Annotated in this window: 19 protein-coding genes; all 19 read right to left on the minus strand. The window is 59.3% G+C overall.

Annotation, left to right across the window (positions count from 1 at the left end):
- Positions 1-28 precede the first annotated feature (28 nt).
- Positions 29-1,732: an ATP-binding SpoIIE family protein phosphatase gene (locus tag GTU76_RS09975; protein ID WP_180698575.1), complete on the minus strand. Its 1,704-nt coding sequence runs from the start codon at positions 1,730-1,732 to the stop codon at positions 29-31.
- Between the two features lie 5 nt (positions 1,733-1,737).
- Positions 1,738-2,043: an STAS domain-containing protein gene (locus GTU76_RS09980; protein ID WP_016984308.1), complete on the minus strand. Its 306-nt coding sequence runs from the start codon at positions 2,041-2,043 to the stop codon at positions 1,738-1,740.
- A gap of 159 nt (positions 2,044-2,202) precedes the next feature.
- Complete coding sequence (fliJ, locus tag GTU76_RS09985) at positions 2,203-2,655, minus strand: flagellar export protein FliJ (protein WP_077571659.1); 453 nt, start codon at positions 2,653-2,655, stop codon at positions 2,203-2,205.
- A 6-nt stretch (positions 2,656-2,661) separates the two neighbouring features.
- Positions 2,662-4,020, minus strand: a complete 1,359-nt coding sequence (fliI, locus tag GTU76_RS09990) for a flagellar protein export ATPase FliI (protein WP_175555004.1) — start codon at positions 4,018-4,020, stop codon at positions 2,662-2,664.
- Positions 4,010-4,816 (minus strand): flagellar assembly protein FliH, encoded by an 807-nt coding sequence (gene fliH / locus GTU76_RS09995; RefSeq protein WP_016984306.1) that lies wholly within the window; start codon positions 4,814-4,816, stop codon positions 4,010-4,012. The genes fliI and fliH overlap by 11 nt, the downstream gene beginning before the upstream one ends.
- 4 nt (positions 4,817-4,820) lie before the next feature.
- On the minus strand, positions 4,821-5,840 hold the full coding sequence (gene fliG / locus GTU76_RS10000; protein WP_016984305.1) for a flagellar motor switch protein FliG: 1,020 nt from the start codon (positions 5,838-5,840) through the stop codon (positions 4,821-4,823).
- Positions 5,833-7,620: a flagellar basal-body MS-ring/collar protein FliF gene (gene fliF, locus GTU76_RS10005; RefSeq protein ID WP_016984304.1), complete on the minus strand. Its 1,788-nt coding sequence runs from the start codon at positions 7,618-7,620 to the stop codon at positions 5,833-5,835. Before fliF ends, fliG begins: the two co-directional genes overlap by 8 nt.
- A 15-nt stretch (positions 7,621-7,635) precedes the next feature.
- Positions 7,636-7,965, minus strand: a complete 330-nt coding sequence (gene fliE / locus GTU76_RS10010) for a flagellar hook-basal body complex protein FliE (RefSeq protein WP_016984303.1) — start codon at positions 7,963-7,965, stop codon at positions 7,636-7,638.
- Between the two features lie 128 nt (positions 7,966-8,093).
- Positions 8,094-9,485, minus strand: coding sequence for a sigma-54-dependent transcriptional regulator (locus tag GTU76_RS10015; protein WP_016984302.1), 1,392 nt, complete (start codon positions 9,483-9,485; stop codon positions 8,094-8,096).
- A gap of 5 nt (positions 9,486-9,490) precedes the next feature.
- Positions 9,491-10,684: a sensor histidine kinase gene (locus GTU76_RS10020; RefSeq protein WP_180698576.1), complete on the minus strand. Its 1,194-nt coding sequence runs from the start codon at positions 10,682-10,684 to the stop codon at positions 9,491-9,493.
- Between the two features lie 124 nt (positions 10,685-10,808).
- Complete coding sequence (locus tag GTU76_RS10025; RefSeq protein ID WP_016984300.1) at positions 10,809-12,284, minus strand: sigma-54 dependent transcriptional regulator; 1,476 nt, start codon at positions 12,282-12,284, stop codon at positions 10,809-10,811.
- Between the two features lie 172 nt (positions 12,285-12,456).
- The gene (fliT, locus tag GTU76_RS10030) at positions 12,457-12,753 is read right to left on the minus strand and encodes a flagellar protein FliT (protein WP_180698535.1); all 297 of its coding nucleotides are present in this window, start codon (positions 12,751-12,753) and stop codon (positions 12,457-12,459) included.
- A gap of 10 nt (positions 12,754-12,763) precedes the next feature.
- Complete coding sequence (gene fliS / locus GTU76_RS10035) at positions 12,764-13,159, minus strand: flagellar export chaperone FliS (RefSeq protein ID WP_016984298.1); 396 nt, start codon at positions 13,157-13,159, stop codon at positions 12,764-12,766.
- A gap of 129 nt (positions 13,160-13,288) precedes the next feature.
- Positions 13,289-14,749: a flagellar filament capping protein FliD gene (gene fliD, locus GTU76_RS10040; protein ID WP_180698536.1), complete on the minus strand. Its 1,461-nt coding sequence runs from the start codon at positions 14,747-14,749 to the stop codon at positions 13,289-13,291.
- Between the two features lie 82 nt (positions 14,750-14,831).
- Entirely contained in the window at positions 14,832-15,188 is a 357-nt protein-coding gene (locus tag GTU76_RS10045) for a flagellar protein FlaG (protein ID WP_016984296.1), read from the minus strand.
- A gap of 73 nt (positions 15,189-15,261) precedes the next feature.
- Positions 15,262-16,113 (minus strand): flagellin domain-containing protein, encoded by an 852-nt coding sequence (locus tag GTU76_RS10050; RefSeq protein ID WP_016984295.1) that lies wholly within the window; start codon positions 16,111-16,113, stop codon positions 15,262-15,264.
- 244 nt (positions 16,114-16,357) lie between these two features.
- A complete protein-coding gene (locus GTU76_RS10055) occupies positions 16,358-16,624 on the minus strand; it encodes a hypothetical protein (protein WP_180698537.1) in 267 nt (88 codons plus the stop codon).
- Positions 16,621-17,910 (minus strand): motility associated factor glycosyltransferase family protein, encoded by a 1,290-nt coding sequence (locus GTU76_RS10060; RefSeq protein ID WP_180698538.1) that lies wholly within the window; start codon positions 17,908-17,910, stop codon positions 16,621-16,623. Before GTU76_RS10060 ends, GTU76_RS10055 begins: the two co-directional genes overlap by 4 nt.
- An 87-nt stretch (positions 17,911-17,997) precedes the next feature.
- Entirely contained in the window at positions 17,998-18,924 is a 927-nt protein-coding gene (locus GTU76_RS10065; protein WP_034153282.1) for a ketoacyl-ACP synthase III, read from the minus strand.
- Positions 18,925-19,113: the final 189 nt, after the last annotated feature.

Here is a 19,113-nt window from a genome sequence, read left to right on the forward strand (position 1 = left end):
CTCACTCCTTGATCAAGAATTGCGCGGATTATGCCTCAACCTCCCAGGAAAACTCCACGCGGGCACTACGACCTTCGTCCGACCAACTGGCGTTATGCCCCAATTGCCGGACCAGACTGACGCCGCGCCCCGACAAACGGACACCGTCCAGCGGCCGCTCCATGACTCGCGCCACATCAAACCCCTTGCCGCTGTCTTCGACACGAATCACCAGACAACCGCCCTCGCCTTGTGGCTGCACCTGCAAATGCACACGAACAAAACCATCCTGCAGCGCCTCCAGCCGATCATTGCGCTGCTGATAGTACCGAGCGAAACCCGCCGCATCGCGCTTGAGGCTGGAATCCAGACCGAGCACGCCATGCTCCAGCGCATTGGAATACAACTCGGCCAGCACGCTGTACAAAGCGCCACTCTGCGCCCGCAGCCCATGTACCTCAAGCAGCAACTGCAACAGGTACGGCAATGGATTGAAACGCTTGAGCGTGGCACCACGGAATTCGAAGCTCACCGACCAGTCGAGCGGGCACGACTGGCCGCTGTCGGAATACACCGGCACCGACGGCTTGACACGCGCCGATTCCAGCAGGCTGACCTCGACCATGCTGACATCGTCACGTGCCTCGCCGCGAAAATCCCGCAGCGCCTGCTCGATATCCTCGAACAATCGGTCCGGCTCGCGATTGGCGGCGAACACCTGCTGCAAACGCTCGACACCGAACAACTGATCGTTGGCATCACTGGTGTCGATCACGCCGTCAGACAGCAGAAAAACCCGATCCCCGACCGTCATCGAATGCACTTCAGTGCGGTCATCGAACGCCTGCGGGCTCAGCACACCGAGCGGCAGATGACGCGCGGTCAGTGGCTCGCGCTCGCCCGTGGCGATCCGGTGCAAATACCCATCGGGCATGCCGCCATTCCATACCTCTACCGAACGTCGCTGAAAGCTCAGGCACAACAGCGTCGCACAGCAAAACATGTCCACCGGCAGGATACGTTTGAGCTTGGCGTTCATTTCACGCAGGGTTTCGGCCAGGCCATATCCCTTGGCGGTCATGCCATAGAAGACTTCGGCAAGCGGCATCGCGCCCACTGCTGCCGGCAAGCCGTGACCGGTGAAATCGCCGAGCAGCACATGCATGTCGCCCGCCGGCGTGTAAGCCGCCAGCAGCAAGTCGCCGTTGAACAGCGCGTACGGCGATTGCAGGTAGCGAATGTTCGACGCGCTGAGACAACCGGAGTGCGCCACCTTGTCGAACACCGCTTTGGCCACGCGCTGTTCATTGAGCAGGTAATCGTGGTGTTTGGCGATCAGGTCCCGCTGTTGCAACACGGTTGCCTGCAAACGGCGCAAGCGATCCATCGCCTTGATTTTGGCGGCGAGGATCACCTGGTTGTAAGGCTTCGCCAGAAAGTCGTCGCCACCGGCCTCCAGACAACGGGCCAGCGCTTCGCTTTCGGTCAGCGACGTCAGGAAGATGATCGGCACAAGCGTTTCGCCGGCCAACGCCTTGATCTGCCTTGCGGCCTCAAAGCCGTCCATGACCGGCATCATCGCGTCCATCAAGACCAGATCGGGTTGCTGACGGCGAAACAGGTCAACCGCTTCGGCACCGTTGGCCGCCGTCAGGACCTGGTGACCCTGGCGGCGGACGATGGTCGACAGCAATAAGCGATCGGCGGCACTGTCTTCGGCGATCAGGAGGGTCAGCGGCTCTTGCGCCTGCATGGCGGTCAACTGATGTCGAAGAGTTTGTCGAAGTTGGAAATGGCGAGGATCTTGCGCACGTCGGAGTTGCTGTTGACCACCCGCACGTCCGCGTCGTCACCCCCCGCGTGATCACGCAGCAAGAGCAGCATGCCCAGCGCCGAACTGTCGAGATAGGTAGCTTCTTTCAGATCAACCACAATGGATCCGGGTTTCGTATCGAGTCGCTCATAGGACTCGCGAAATTCCTGATGGCGACCAAAATCAAACCGCCCCCTGACCGAGATCGTCAGTTTTTGACCATCTGGAGAGACTTCTGTAACGACTGACATTGACTGGCTTCCTTGTCATTGACGAACCTGTACAAGGTTTAGCACCTGCACAGGGTTGCAGCAAGGTTAGAAGCTAGATCAAAAGATCGCAGCCTTCGGCAGCTCCTACACTGATCCCCCTGTAGGAGCTGCCGAAGGCTGCGATCTTTTGATTTTGTTTTAAAACGGATTCTGCCGCGGCAAGCGCTGGGACAATTCATCGAGCAACTTCTGCTCGCGCTTGTCCTCAAGGCGTTGCGCCTCTTCGCGATAACGTTGCACCAGTTTGCGCAAACCTTCGACCTTGGCGAACGCCTGCTGCCATTCCTCACGCGCCTTGTCGAGCTTGTTCTGATGCCAGACCAGGCTCTGGCGCTGCTGATCAACCGCAGTGTCGAGTTGCGCCAGAAAGCCCTGAAAACCGAGCAGCCATTGCCCGCTCACGCCGGTGCTGCCGCGCACGATCCATTGCTGCGAGTAATCCAGACGGAAGGCATTGAGGTCGGCCAGTTTGCTTTCTGCAACCTTTACCTGGCCCTGAAAGTAGCCCAGCCGTTGCACGGCGGTTTTCTCGGCCTGTTCGGCCATGTCCACCACCGGCGCCAGACGCGCGGCTCGACTGACGGCGGCCATGACCGGTTAGCCGCCCGCCGCGGGGGCAAACAGGGTTTCCAGGTAAGCCTGGCTTTCGCCCATGTTGATTTTGTCGTTGAGGCCCTGACGCTGGTAGCGGACCAGTTGCGGTTGCAGCGAGATCGCCAGATCGGTCTCGCGGTCGCCGCCAGCAACATAGGCACCGACACTGATCAGGTCGCGGCTCTGCTGATAACGCGACCACAACTGTTTGAAGTACTGTGCGCGCTGCATGTGTTCCGCCGAGACCACCGCCGGCATCACCCGGCTGATCGAGGCTTCGATGTCGATGGCCGGATAGTGACCTTCTTCGGCAAGACGCCGGGACAATACGATGTGGCCGTCGAGCACGCCTCGCGCCGAGTCGGCAATCGGGTCTTGCTGGTCATCGCCTTCGGACAGCACGGTGTAGAACGCGGTAATCGAACCGCCGCCCTTCTCCGCATTACCGGCGCGCTCTACCAGCTTCGGCAGCTTGGCGAACACCGACGGCGGATAACCCTTGGTCGCGGGCGGCTCGCCGATGGCCAACGCGATTTCCCGCTGGGCCTGGGCGAAACGGGTCAGCGAATCCATCAGCAACAGAACGTTCTTGCCCTTGTCGCGGAAATACTCGGCGATCCGCGTGCAGTACATCGCGGCGCGCAGACGCATCAACGGCGCATCGTCCGCCGGCGAGGCAACCACCACGGAGCGTTTGAGGCCTTCTTCACCGAGGCTGTGCTCGATGAACTCTTTAACTTCGCGACCCCGCTCACCGATCAGGCCAACAACGATAATGTCGGCCTCGGTGAAACGAGTCATCATGCCCAGCAACACGGATTTACCGACACCGGTACCGGCGAACAGACCCAAACGCTGGCCGCGACCGACCGTCAACAAACCGTTGATGCAGCGGATGCCGACGTCGAGCGGCACGCTGATCGGGTCACGGTTGAGCGGGTTGATCGTCGGGCCGTCCATCGGCACCCAGTCTTCGGCTTTCATGCCGCCCTTGCCGTCCAGCGCGCGACCGGCACCATCGAGCACTCGGCCAAGCATGCTCATGCCCATCGGCAAGCGACCAGTATCGGCCAAAGGCACCACACGGGCGCCGGGGGCGATGCCGGCAACGCTGCCGACCGGCATCAGGAAAACCTTGCTGCCAGAGAAACCCATGACTTCCGCTTCCACCTGAGACGGGTGATAGCTGTCGTCATTGATCACCAGGCAACGCGTGCCCATGGCGGCGCGCAGGCCTTCGGCTTCGAGGGTGAGGCCGACCATGCGCAGCAGGCGACCTTCAAGAATCGGCGCGCCGGCAATCTCGGTGGCCTCAGCGTAAGTGCTCAGGCGCTTGGCGAAACTGGTGCGTTCAAGGCGCATCGGGTGCGTCCGCGAGCGGCTCTTCAGGCGTGGCCGCCGGTTTTACGTCTTCCGGAATATCCAGGGTCAGATCCGCTTCAGCCGGGTGCAAGGCCTGCTCGTGCAACTGATCGAACAGTTTGGCCATGACCTGAGTAACGCGGGTTTCAATGCTCGCATCGATGCGGCTGTGTTCGGTTTCAACCCGGCAGCCGCCCGGCAGCAGCGATTCGTCTTCGACGATGCGCCAGTTTTCCTCATGGCGTTCGCGCAAAGCCTTGGCTTGCTCGAAGTCCTGCGGATTGACGTACAGACGCACGTTTTCCACACCCAGCGGCAACAGCTTGAGCGCATCGCGCATGACGTGTTCGATCTGGCTGGAATCGATGGCCAGCTCGCGCTTGATCACCTGTTTGGTGATGTGTTGCACGAGGTCGACCAGCGATTTTTCGATCTGCGTATCTTGCTCGGCGATGGGTTCGAACAGGTTCGCCATCAACTGCTCGAGGCTGGCAAGTTTTGCCGCCAGCGCTACTTCAGCTTCCTGACGGACCTTGAGCGTGGCGCTGTGAAAACCTTCCTTTTCGCCGATGCCGAAGCCCTCGTTGTAAGCCTCCTGACGGATACTTTCGAGTTCTTCCAGGGTCAGTGGCTGGACTTCTTCCAGCGGCACTTCTTCCATTTCCGGCGGTTCGGGTTCCGGCTCAGGCTCGGGTTCCGGCTTCGGCGGATCGAAGCTGGGCATGGCCCAGGATTCGAATCCGCGGACATCGCGGGCACGGATCAGATCCGTCACATCGTCGTCGTGCTTGTCCATGGGCTTAGATCATTTCCTCGCCACCCTTGCCACCAAGTACGATTTCGCCGGCTTCGGCCATACGACGGGCAATGGTGAGGATTTCTTTCTGTGCGGTTTCGACGTCGCTGACGCGCACCGGGCCTTTGGCCTCGAGGTCGTCGCGCAACAGTTCGGCAGCACGTTTGGACATGTTCTTGAAGATCTTTTCTTTGACGCCTTCGTCCGACCCCTTGAGGGCCAGCACCAGCACGTCGGAAGACACTTCGCGCAGCAACGCCTGAATACCACGGTCGTCGACATCGGCGAGGTTGTTGAACACGAACATGAGGTCTTCGATCTGACCGGACAGGTCTTCGTCGACTTCGCGGATCGAGTCCATGAGCTGGCCTTCGATCGAGCTGTCGAGGAAGTTCATGATGTCGGCCGCACGCTTGATGCCACCCAGGGTGGTGCGCGAGGCATTCGAGTTGCCGGAGAACTGCTTCTCGAGAATCTGGTTGAGCTCTTTCAGTGCCGCTGGCTGCACAGTGTTCAACGACGAGACGCGCAGGATGATGTCCAGACGCACCTTGTGGTCGAAGTTGCCGAGCACTTCACCAGCCTGATCCGGGTCGAGGTACGCGACCACGATCGCCTGAATCTGTGGGTGTTCGTAACGGATCACGTCGGCAACGGCGCGCGGTTCCATCCATTTCAGGCTGTCGAGGCCACTGGTGTTGCCACCGAGCAGGATGCGGTCGATCAAGCCGTTGGCCTTGTCTTCGCCCAATGCCTGGGTGAGCATTTTGCGCACGTAGTCGTCGGAACCGACGCCGAGGCTGGTCTGGTCGCCGACGATGTCGACGAACTCGCTCATGACCTGCTCGACCTGTTCGCGATGGACGTTGCCCATCTGCGCCATGGCCACGCCAACCCGCTGAACCTCTTTCGGGCCCATGTGGCGCAGCACTTGCGCGGCATCGGTCGAACCCAGGGACAGCAGCAGAATCGCGGCTTTGTCGACCTTGGTCAGTTTTAAGGTTGCGGCTCGGTTATCACTCATCTGCGTTAATCCACTCTTTCACGACCTGAGCCACGCGACCCGGATCCTCGGCCACCAGGCTCTTGATTGCATTCAGTTGCGCGTCATAACCCTCACTCGGGCTCGGCAACAGAATGCTCTGCGGACCACCGAGGCTTACGCGGTCGTTGGAAAGTTCGCCGTCCAGGCCACCCATCCCGCCGAGTTCCACGTCGCTGCCCAGACCGGCCAGCTCCTTGCCTTTGCCGCCGCCGGTGATGTTGTTGAGCACCGGACGCAGCACACCAAACACCAGCACCAGGATGAACAACACACCCAGCACTTGTTTGACGATGTCCCAGAACCATGGCTGGGAGTAGAACGGAATATCGGCAATCACTTCGCCGCGCTCGGCGGAGAACGGCATGTTGATCACGCTGACACTGTCGCCACGGCTGGCGTCGAAACCGACGGCGTCCTGGACCAGACGGGTGAAGCGCGCCAATTCGTCGGCGCTCCACGGCGCACGGCTGGTTTCGCCGTTGGCCGCGTTGACCTTGACCTGATCGTCGACCACCACCGACACCGACAGGCGATTGAGGCGACCCTGCTGCTGTTTGGTGTGGCTGATGGAACGGTCGAGTTCGAAGTTCTTGGTCGATTGCTGACGCTTGTCGGCCGGGTACGGCGCGAGCATCGGCTGGCCGGTGGCCGGGTCCATGATCTGCTGACCGTTGGCGTCAACCAGTGGCTGACCAGGCTGCACCATGGCGGCCGGCGCTGCGGTGCCACCGGTGGTTTGCGGCGCTGAAGCAGGCGATGGCGGCTGGTTGCTCAGGGCACCCGGCACACCTTGCGGGCCATTGCTGGCGGTGCGTTGTTCGTTGACCGACTGCTCGCTGCGCAACGCCGGTTGATCCGGGTTGAACTGCTCGGCAGTCGACTCGACGGCGTTGAAATCGATATCGGCCGAGACTTCTGCCTTGTAGCGATCGTTGCCCAGTACCGGCTGCAGAATGTTGTGCACGCGCTGGGTGAGCATGCTTTCCATGCGGCGGCTGTAATCGAACTGCTTGCCGGCCATGGTCATTTCGGAGTTTTCCGCCTGATCAGAAAGCAAAGTGCCCTTCTGGTCGACGACGGTGATCTGCGATTTGCTCAGCTCGGGAACGGAAGTCGCCACCAGGTTGATGATCGCAATCACCTGACCCGGCTCCAGCGAACGACCGCTGTACAGTTCAACCAGAACCGAAGCACTTGGCTTGCGCTCGTCACGGACGAACACCGAACTCTTCGGAATCGCCAGATGCACGCGGGCACCCTTGACGTTGTTCAGGCTGGAAATGGTCCGCGCCAGTTCACCTTCGAGGCCGCGACGATAACGCGTGGCTTCCATGAACTGGCTGGTGCCCAGACCCTGTTCCTTGTCGAGGATTTCGAAACCGATATTGCCGTCGCTGGGAGTGACACCAGCAGCAGCGAGTTTCATCCGCGCACGGGACAGGTCATCGGCCTTGACCAGCAAGGCGCCGGAATTCGGTTCGACGTTGTAAGGAATGTCGGCGGCGGCCAGGGTGTCCATGACCTGTTTGGCGTCCATGCCGGCAAGGCTGCCGTACAACGGACGGTAATCCGGCTGCTGCGACCACAGCACCACGGCAAAGCCAATCGCCACGCTCGCAGCCAGGCCGACCAACAGGCCCACCTGACGCAGCATGGTCATCTCGGAGAGGTTTTCCAGGAAGGACAGGCCGAACAACGGCGGTTTGCCGTCTATCGGGGTGGCCTTGGCCGGAACGTTATCGGCGACTGCTTCTGCCATGACTCAATCTCGTCCTTAAACCGGCATCTGCATGATGTCTTGATAAGCCTGAACCAGCTTGTTGCGCACCTGGGTCAGAGCCTGGAACGACACGCTGGCTTTTTGCGAAGCGACCATCACGTCCGTCAGATCGACGCCGCTCTTGCCCACTTCGAATGCGTTGGCCAACTGAGTCGACGCGGTCTGGGTATCGCTGACCTTGTTGATCGCCTGACCGAGCATGTCGGAAAAGCTGCTGCCCGCCAGTTCAGGGACAGCGGTCGTCGATTTCGGTGCAGACATGGCGTCCAATTTCATGGCCTTCATGTCCATCATCAACCGATTAAATTCAATACCTTGGCTCATGGTCTACTCTCTTGGGCGGCCCGCAATTTTTTGACACTCACTCGGCGGGTACACAGGTATTAGCAACAAGGGTGCCAGCTCATGGGCACCCCTTTCAGAAAAGCGTTTTCAAATCGTTGCGCCAGACGTCAGGTGGCAAACAGATAACCTTCGACGTCCATCCCGGCATCGCGCATTTGCGCCAGTTTGTAGCGCAGGGTGCGTGGGCTGATGCCGAGCTTTTCCGCGGCTTCCTTGCGGCGGCCACGTTCGGCACGCAGGGTGTCGATGATCATCTGAAACTCCCGGCGGCGCAGGTCGTCACCCAGAGCGCCAGCCGAATCCGCTTCGATTTCCACCTCGCGAAGCACCGCTGACACCGGCGCGGCGACAGGCATCGCGGTGTACGTCACGGGACCGGCCAGACAGAAATCCTGCGGCTGAATCAAACCGCCCTGCTGCAGGATCAGCGCACGCTGAATGGCGTTATCCAGCTCACGCACATTGCCCGGCCACGGGTAAGCGGTCAGGCACGCTTGCGCGTCAGGCGAGAGTTTCGCCGCCGCATGCTTCATTTTATTGACGTGTTTGGCCAACAACCTTTCGGCCAGCGGCAGGATATCGGCAGTGCGCTCGCGAAGTGGACGCCAGGCCAAGGGGAAAACCGACAAACGGTAAAAAAGGTCTTCACGGAAACGCCCCGCCGCTACTTCGCCCGCCAGATCGCGGTTGGTGGTGGCGACCACGCGAATATCCAGGGCAATCGGTTTACGCGCACCGACGCGCTCAACCTCACGCTCCTGCAGCACGCGCAGCAGTTTGGCTTGCAAGCCCAGAGGCATTTCGGAGATTTCGTCGAGCAACAGCGTGCCGCCATCGGCTTGTTCGAACTTGCCGGCCTGCGCGGCAATGGCGCCGGTGAACGAACCCTTCTCGTGGCCAAACAACGTGGCTTCGAGCATGTTGTCCGGGATCGCCGCGCAGTTGATCGCAATGAATGGCTGGCTGGCGCGATGGGATTGCTGATGAATGTAGCGCGCCAGCACCTCTTTACCGGTACCGGACTCGCCGGAAATCAGCACCGTGGAATCACTGCGCGCCACGCGTGCGGCCAACTCGAGCAGTTGCGCGCTCGCCGGCTCGACCGCTATCGGGCCTTCGCTTTCGCTCGCGCCAATATTGCCCAGCGCATGCCGCGCGACCAGGTCCAGCAAGGCTTTAGGTTCGAAAGGTTTGACCAGATAGTCCGCTGCACCTTGACGCATCGCATCGACGGCGCGCTCAACGGCGCCATGGGCAGTCATCAGCAACACCGGCAACTGCGGCTGACGGGCGCGCAACAATGAGAGCAATTGATGACCGTCCATGCCAGGCATATTGACGTCGCTGACCACCAGGCTGAATGCTTCGCGAGCGACCGCCGTCAACGCCTCCTCAGCGCTACCGACCGCATGATAGTCATGGCCGGCCAGCAGCAACGTATCGGCCAGCGCTTCGCGCAACGAACGGTCATCCTCGACCAGCAAAACCTTGATGCCCATGGCGTTTACTCAGCTCCCTGTGCAGCGGAAAACAGCGGCAGAATCACCTGCGCGCACGTGCCGCGGCCGACCCGCGAACGCAACTGCAATTGTCCCTGATGCGCCCGTGCCACCGCCTTGACCACGGTCAGGCCGAGGCCGGTGCCGGTGACTTTGGTGGTAAAAAACGGTTCGCCGAGCCGCGCCAGAACGGCCGGTTCGATGCCGCTGCCACTGTCGCTGATGCACAGGCGCAAGCTGTTGTCGCGGGTGTAGCAATGCACTTTCAGGCGCACGTCTGCGGCACTGGCCTGAATCGCATTTTCGATCAAATTCAAAAGTGCACCGACCAGCGTATCGCGATTGCACAACAGCTCCCCGGCATGACTGTCGCACTGCCAGCGGATTGGCAGATCCTGCACATGGGTCAGCGCCGCCGCCTGCAAGGCCTGCATCAAGGCATTCGGAGTGAGACGATCAGTCAACGGCAATTCACCGCGAGCGAACACCAGCATGTCGCGCACCTGGTGCTCCAATTCGTGCAGACGCTCTTTCAGCCGCCCGGCGAAACGCTGCTGCGTGGCGACCGGCAGCTCCTGCTCAGTCAAATGACTGGCGTAAAGCAAGGCGGCGGACAACGGCGTGCGGATCTGATGCGCGAGCGAGGCGACCATGCGCCCCAGCGAGGACAAACGCTCATGGCGCGCCAGTTGATCTTGCAGATGGCGGGTTTCAGTCAGGTCGTTGAGCAACACCAATTGCCCAGGCTCGGCATCCAGCGAGCGGGTAGCAATCGACAGGCGTCGGCCGTTTTTCAAGGAAATTTCATGACCGTCGTCTTCACGCGGGGCAAAGCAGCGCGCAATCACCTGGCGCCACAACTCGCCCTCAAGCGGCAGGCCGAGCAACTCGATAGCGGCCGGATTGGCTTCGCGCACCATGCCGTGACCGTCAATGACGATGACGCCACCAGGCAACAGGTCGAGGAGGTTTTGCAGACGGTTGGCCAGACGCTCTTTTTCCGCCAGCTCCTGCATGCGCTGGGCGCTGACCACAGCCAGTTCGCCCTTGAGCTCGGTGACCCGCGCTTCAAGCATGCTGTAGGAGTCCGTCAGTTGACTGGACATTTGGCTGAACAGCGCGAAGGCCTGCTCAAGACCCTGTCGGCTCGCCTGTTCTACGGAGGACGGCTGCCCCTCGGGACTGGAGGCAGAAGACATCTGGGCTTGGGGCATTAGCTTTCTCGCTTGGCTGACCGTCAGTTAAACGGAACGTTGCGAGGGCTGTAGCAATACCCGTGCCTAAAAAAAACTGCTTATAAATGAAGCAGTTGAAAAACAGGCGTCAATCATCCGCCTGTTCGTCTCCATCGCGCCGGCTCATGCCGTATTTGCGCATCTTTTCAACCAGGGTGGTACGGCGGATACGCAAGCGCTCAGCGGCACGCGCCACGATGCCGTTGGCATCATCCAGTGCCTGCTGGATCAAGCCCTGCTCCAGACCACCGAGGTAGTCTTTCAGGTCGAGACCTTCCGGCGGCAGCATGGCGTTGGCGGTGAAGTCCGGCGTGTGGCCATTGATCGCCACGCGCTCTTCAAGATCGCTGCGCAGGCTGTCGACCATTTGCTCGTCTTCGTCGTCGACGTAGCGGAATTTCTTCGGCAACTCGACCACGCCGATCACGCCGTACGGGTGCATGATCGCCATGCGCTCGACCAGGTTGGCCAGCTCGCGAACGTTGCCCGGCCAGCCGTGACGGCACAGCGACATGATCGCCGCCGAGTTGAAGCGGATCGAACCGCGCTTCTCGTGCTCCATGCGCGAGATCAGCTCGTTCATCAACAACGGAATGTCTTCGACACGCTCACGCAGCGGCGCCATCTCGATCGGGAACACGTTCAGGCGATAGTAGAGGTCTTCGCGGAAGGTGCCGATCTCGATCATGCTTTCGAGATTCTTGTGCGTCGCCGCGATGATGCGTACGTCAACGCTCTGAGTCTTGTTGCTGCCCACGCGCTCGAAGGTGCGTTCCTGCAAGACGCGCAGCAGCTTGACCTGCATCGGCAGCGGCATGTCGCCGATTTCGTCGAGGAACAGCGTACCGCCGTTGGCCAGTTCGAAACGGCCGGCACGGCTGGTGATTGCGCCGGTGAAGGCGCCCTTCTCGTGGCCGAACAATTCGCTTTCGAGCAGCTCTGCCGGGATCGCCCCGCAATTGACCGGCACAAATGGCGCATCGCGACGTTTGGAATGGTAATGCAGGTTGCGCGCGACCACTTCCTTGCCGGTGCCGGACTCACCGAGGATCAGCACGCTGGCGTCGGTATCGGCGACTTGCTGCATCATCTGGCGCACGTGCTGGATCGCACGGCTGGTGCCGACAAGACTGCGGAACAGATTGGGTTCGCGATGACGACCGCGCTCGCGGGCCTGGTCATACATCTCGCGATAGACCTGGGCACGGTGCAGCGAATCGAGCAATTTGCTGTAGCTGGGCGGCATTTCGAGGGTCGAAAGCACTCGGCGACGCTGGTCTTCAGGCAGGTCAACGGAAGAATTATCGCCCATCAACAAAACCGGAAGGAACTCATCCCAGGTTGAGAGTGTCTTTAGCAAGCCCAAAAGCGCGCCAGGAGCATTAACCGTCCCGATCAGTACGCAAATGACCTCACGACTAGACGACAAAGAGCCGACTGCCTGCTGCCAGTCATGGCTGCCGCAGGGTAAATTTTCTTCGCCAAGAAAATTTAGAATCACCGCCAGGTCGCGGCGGCGGACGCTATCGTCATCGATCAGCAGAATTTTGGTTTCACGCCACATGCAATAGCAACTTCCCTAGTCAACTCAATGCCCGAAATTAGGGGCAAGCGAGACGCTTGCAGGACACCATGTGCCTGTAGACGCCTGAAATCTGAAAACAGCCACTAGTTAAGTCAAAAAACCGTGCACAGTCAAATTTATGGCGCACATGTCTGGATTAACTGGGGGTTAATTAACCAAACAGATGGTAAACCTTTGCCGCCTTCTGCGCTTGGGTGATCTGCGACATCTCGTTGGCTATTGCCTGCCGCTCACCCATGGCCACCTCAAGAAGCTCCTTGTAGACATGCAGCAACTCCTCAAGGTTGTCGCGCAACGCGACTTCATCCAGCGCAGCTTCGGCCATGACGTCTTCCATGCAGGAACGGCAAGCCAGATCCAGCTCGCCAATGGCTTCCCAGTTGCGCTCGGCCAACGCAGTGACCAATGCTTCACGGGTATTGGCGATTCGCTGCAATACAAGACTCATGACGATCTCCTTAAAACTGCGGGCCAGGTGGAGCGATGCCGTCCCAACCTTCCTTCACGGTTCGCAACAGACCGGCCACTTCGTCGAGGATCTTCGGATCACTCTTGATGTTGGCCTCGGCCAGTCGCTTCATCATGTAAATGTAGAGCTGGTTGAGCTCAGCCACCGACTCGGCGCTGTTTTCCAGATCCAGACCTTCACACAAGCCGCCAATGATGCCAACAGCCTTGCTGATAGCCGTGCACTTGGCAGCAATATCCTTGCGCTCAATGGCGCCCTTGGCCTCGGCGATACGCCCCAGACCACCTTCCATCAACATTTGCACCAGACGGTGCGGGCTCGCTTCGGACGTCTGTGCGTGTGCGCCGACTTTCTGGTATTGCCGAAGGGCTAACATCGGATTCATGTTCTACCTCATTGCCACATTGACTCGTATAACCAGTGTATCGCCAACGAATCAGAGAACTTTAGATCAAAAGACAAAAACCCGGCACACGCCGATAAAGCGTAGCCGGGTTTTTGTCGTGCCTGCCTGTTACTTCGCGGACTGCTGAGCGTTCAGCGAGCTGAAGAACGACGTGATGTTGCTCGCCGTCGCCTTCATCTGGCCTACCAGCAAGTCCATGGCGTTGTACTTGGCAGTCAACGTCTTGGTCAGGTTCTCGACACGCAGGTCGAGTGCCGCTTGCTGGTCGGTCAGGTTTCTGGTGTTTTTAGTGAGAATGGCCATGCGCTGATCAAGCAAGCCGGTGCCGTTAATGCTACCCGCTGGCGGCTTGAGATACGGATCAACCACCTTGCTCATACGCGTCAGCAGGCCATTGGTGTCGTCGGTGCCGGTGAACAACTGCTGAACCTGGCCGGTCATGCCTGGCTGCGCCATGGTTTTGGTGAAAGCAGCGGTATCAAACTTCAGGTTACCGGTGTCACGGTCGGTCATCACACCCAACTGCGACAGTACCGACAACGGGCCGCCAGCGCCTGTTGCCGTCAACTGCTCACGAATATCGGCAATCAGTGCGCGCGGCATCGCGTCGCCAGTGAAAGCCGCCTGCACAGTCAGCTTGCCATCGGCATCCGCCGTCGCCTTGGACAGCGTATCGATGGTGGTCTTCAACGTGTTGTAAGCGTCGACGAACGACTGAATCGATGTCTGCAGACCTTTGGTGTTGGCGTCCACGCTGACCACAGTCGGCGTCCCAACGCCACCCACGACAGGGCTGACCGTCGTCAGGTTCAGGGTCAAGCCACTGATTGCACCGGTCACCGTGTTGCTTTTGCTGGTGACTTCAAGACCGTCGATGGTCAGCTTGGCGTTTCCCGCAACGTCGTTGACAGCGCCTGAAGCGCCTGCAGCCGGGCTAGCGCCCATCTTCTGGGTGCCATCGATTTCCAGACCGGCAATACCGCTGACTTTGAGGTCAGAGCCTTCGCCGGTCTTGCTCGAACTGATCACCAGGCGCGACGAGCCGGAGCTGTCGGTCACGATGTTGGCGGAAATCCCGTTGGCGCCCTGAGCCTTGTTGATGGCATCGCGGGTGGTTTGCAACGTGGCATTTGCCGGAATGTCGACATTGTAATCAGTGCCATTCTGACTGATTTTCAGGGTACCACTCGGAATGGCACTGGCGGCACCGCCGGCGAAAGAGGCGCTGGCGATTTTCGAGCCAGTGGCCAATTGACTGACAACAACGTTGTAATTGCCCGCCACTGCAGTGCTGTCGGACGTCGCGCTCAGATTGGTATTGCTCGAAGTCGCGGTGAAGCCGGAAAATGCAGGATTGGTCTTGCTGCCCAGATTGGTCATCGCCGTCTGGAACGCGGTCAACGCGCTCTTCAGCGAGCCGACGCCGGAAATCTTCAGCGTGTTGGCTTTGGTCGCGGTGTCGATCTGCGTCTGCTTCGGCGCCTTGTCAGCGTTGACCAACGCAGTGACGATCGCACCGATGTCCAGGCCGGAACCCAGTCCGGAACCCGGTAGAATTGGACTTGCCATGTGCATCTCCCTTCAGATTGTTGCCATTCTTTTGACCGTTACACGCGTCCTGAGAACAGACAAACATTATTCATGCCAGCTATCAGACTTTCGCGTCGAACAATACGTGGCTTGCGTTGGCCAGGCTGTCTGCCAGCTTGAGAGCTTCTGCGGAGGGAATCTGTCGAACGACCTCACCCGTCTCGCTTGCGATCACCTTGACGATGACCTTCCCGGAATGCTCGTCGATCGAGAACTCCAGATTGCGCTTGATCGATTGAACAAACTTCTCGATCTCCTGCACCGCCAGCTTCAACTTGGCGTTGTCCGAATCCTGACTCTTGGCAGCGACCGGCGCTTCAGCCTTGACAACTTTAGGCGTCTCTGACGGTTTGTCAGCGACCGGCGTGACTGGCTTGGGAGCCGGATAAGACTGGTTAAGCTTGACGCTCATGTCCATGCTCATCACCTCCTAACGTAAAAAGGCGAGAGAGCACGACAAGCGCACTCCCCCGCCCAAACTTGTTCCGAAATTACTGAAGCAGCTTCAGTACAGCGGAAGGCAGTTGGTTGGCTTGAGCCAGAACGGAGGTCGAAGCCTGCTGCAGAGTTTGCTGCTTGGTCAGGTTAGCAGTTTCTGCGGCGAAGTCGGTGTCTTGTACACGACCCTGTGCAGCGGTGGTGTTCTCAACGATGTTCTGCAGGTTGGAGATGGTGCTGGTCAGACGGTTTTGCGAAGCACCCAGGCTCGAACGAGTGCTGTTGATCGTTGCAATTGCAGCGTCGATCGCGGTGATTGCGTTGTCGATGTTGGCAGCAGCGCCCGATACGCTTGCACCGGTCAGAACTACAGTACCGCTACCTACGGACAGGCTGACGGCGTCGAACTTGGAGCTCAGTACCAGGTCGATGTGGTTAGCCGAACCGGTGTTTGCGCCCACTTGCAGGGTCACAGTACCAGCCGAACCGTCCAGCAGGTTTTTGCCGTTCAGGTTGGTGGAAGCAGAGATACGGGTCAGTTCGTCCGACATCTGGGCGAATTCGTCGTTGGTTGCTTTCTGGTCGATGCTGCCGTTGGTACCGGTACGGGCTTTAACAGCCAGTTCACGCATACGCTGCAGAATGTCGGTCGAAGCTTGCAGAGCGCCTTCAGCGGTCTGAGCAACGGAGATACCGTCGTTGGCGTTCTGGATCGCCTGGTTGCCACCACGGATCTGGGAAGTCATACGGGTAGCGATCTGCAGGCCAGCGGCGTCGTCTTTAGCGCTGTTGATTTTCAGGCCGGAAGACAGGCGCTGCATCGAAGTCGACAGAGCGTCGGAAGCGCGGTTCAGGTTTTTCTGAACGTTCAACGACGTGGTGTTGGTGTTTACTGTTAAAGCCATGACGAATTCCTCGTTGGTTGGGTACTGCGGCTTCCGGCCCTGGCAACCGCCGGGTATGGCCTAGAGAACCTTCGTAATAGTTATCGTCGGGTTTGCAGGTTGCTTGAGGGCTTTTTGAAAAAAATTTGCCATCACCCTGCCACTCCCAAAAAAACAAAGGCTTAGCACGCCCCCGCCCACGAAAAAATGACGCCATAAAACTGCCCGCAGCATCAACCCCTGCGCCAGAGCCGTCGCCCCCCCTTCAGCGCTGCGCGCTTTCCAGCAATTCAATCAGTTCATACTCGACGAAATCGGCAAGCCCCAACCAATCCTGGCGTTCCTGACACGCCAGAATGTCTGTCAGGACCTGTGTCCACGACTGCTGGAGATCCGCACGGGCGAGCGAAAACAACCGCTGCGCCTCGTCGAATACCTCGACCATGATCAGCGCCGCTTCGACATCACGTCCCAGACGAAACAAGCCGGCGCATTGCCGACATGCGCTGATGCACGTCACCTGCACACTCATTGCACAAACTCCGGATTGAACTGCGTACCCACGATCATCGCCCCTGCCCGACTGCTGTTAAGGAAGCTGACCTCTGGATGCCGCGCGATATAACGCTCCAGCACGCACAGGTAGCCACGAAAATTCAGCTGCGTCCTGACCCGTTCGCCATTGCCGTCATGGACCCAGTGCCGCGCCTGCTCCAGGGCCGGGCCGAGGTCGCCATCGTCCCATCCGGCATGTGTCTTGTTCATCGGGAAGGCAAAGTCGGCGCCGAACAGGGTGATGCGCGTGCCGCCCATTTTCACCGCCAGGTCCACTGCAGGGTGAATCACGCTGCCGCCGGCATGCAATTCGGCCCGAGGGTGCTGCTCACGCAACGTGGCGTAGACCGGGCTGGCGGTATAGGCGCCATAGCGCTTGCCCTTCCAGGCCTTCAATACCGCAGGGGAGCTCATCGGCAGATACACCAGCGGAATGCCGTCGGACTCTTCGAAAGGCAGATGCCGAAAGCTGATGAGCTGATCGATCGTCACCACCAGATCGGGGATGATCCCGTGTTGACGCAAAGGCCGATAAGCCGTGTCGACACAAATGAACAGCGGCCGCTCGGCCTGGCCGCGCACCGACGCCAGCCGTTCAAAATGACCTTCCAGGCTCGGTCCGGTGCCGATCACATAGATTTCGCGGCCAACGCAGGTGCCAAACAGTTGCGCCACGTCATCATCGGCCAGCAGCACGTCCAGACTGTCGCGCAAGCGCTGCTGAATCACCGGCGATTGCGGATCGAACTCGCGATTGTTGAAACTCAGATGAACCTCATTGACCAGCCGATCACGAATCTTCGCGCTGAAGTCATCGGCCAGGAGCATTTCGGCGGGCAGCGCAAAAAACGGCGTGTAGATATCCGCATGATCGCCGGCATACATCAGTTCCACTCTGGGGTCTTCCAGCCATTGCCGCTGGTCGAGCAACTGCAGCACCAACGCAAACAAGGCGCCGTTGAGGATATGCACGTACAACCGCTCAAGTGCGGCGCGCTCAAGCAACACCGACGGCAAGTCTCCAAGGCCGGTGCCGTAGACGTGCAACCGGGGCTTTTCCGGCAGGCTGGCCGCCTGCACCCTGGCCTCGTGGATCCGGTCGTGGCGACTGGTCAGTTGAATCCCGTCCACACTCAGCGTAGAGCCCAGGCCTTGCACCAGTTCGGCTTGAATGGCCGAACTGTCTTCTACTACCAATCGTGCAAACAGCGCCGGCCAGCGTTGCTGGATCACTTGGGCGTTGGCTTGGAAAAACTCGCTCATGTCGCCTCGCGCTCCCTTACAGGCAAAAAAATAGCGCTCAAGGTTAACCTTGAACGCTATTTTTGTATCCGCCGTTTTTGATCGGACTCAAGGGCGATAGATGATCGCCGAGCCCCACGACAGACCGACACCAAAACCGCTCAGCGCAATACGCTGCCAATCAGAATCGATGACGTGTTTTTCCAGCAGCAACGGAATGCTCGACGACACGGTATTGCCGGTCTCGACCATGTCCTTGATGAACTTCTCCGGCTCGCCTTCGAAACGTCGCGCCACGGCATCGACAATTGCCGCGCTGCCCTGGTGAATGCAGAAGGCATCGATGTCATCGGCCTTCAGACCGGAATCGTCGAGCAGTTCGTGCAAGTGTGCCGGGACTTTGAGCAGCGCAAAGTTGAAGACCTGACGGCCGTTCATGAAGAACACGCCATCGGTGACTTTCAGGTGCGGAGCACCGGAGCCGTCGGTGCCGAACTTGGCCTTGCCCAGTGCCCAGGTCGGCTCTTCGCCCATCCACGTTGCGGTGGCGGCATCGCCGAACAGCATGGTGGTGTTGCGGTCTTCCGGGTCGACGATTTTCGAATACGGGTCAGCGGTGATCAGCAGGCCGTTCTTCAGGCCGGCGGCTTCCATGAAACCCTTAATCGCATAGATGCCGTAGACATAACCGGAACAGCCCAGGGAAATGTCGAACGCCGCCACATTGGTCGGCAGACCAAGTTTGTCCTGCACGATCGCGGCGGTGTGTGGCAGGCCTTCTTCATCACCGTTCTGGGTGACGACGATCAACGCGTCGATCGATTCACGTTTCAGATCCGGGTTGCTGGCAAACAGCGCATTGGCCGCTTCCACGCACAGATCGGAAGTTTCTTGTTCAGCGTCTTTGCGCGGCAGAAACGCCGAGCCGATCTTGCCAAGGATGAATTCTTCATCCTTCTCGAATTTTGCACCTTGTGCGTAATTGTCCACGCCGGCTACAGGAACGTAGCTCGCAATGCTTTTTATGCCAATCATTACGGCTTCCCAATAAAAAACAGCCCAAGACCACCGCTCGCAAGGATTTCGAGGGGCGCCGACAAACAGAAAACGGCCGCCACAACGGGCAGCCACGGGGAGCGCAAAGGGCTATCACTGGAATCGAAAACGAGCCAGGCGCCATCTCCCCGATTAATACAATACAGTGAAGATGCGCGTTATGACTCG

Source organism: Pseudomonas crudilactis (assembly GCF_013433315.1).
Taxonomy (GTDB): Bacteria; Pseudomonadota; Gammaproteobacteria; order Pseudomonadales; family Pseudomonadaceae; genus Aquipseudomonas; species Aquipseudomonas crudilactis.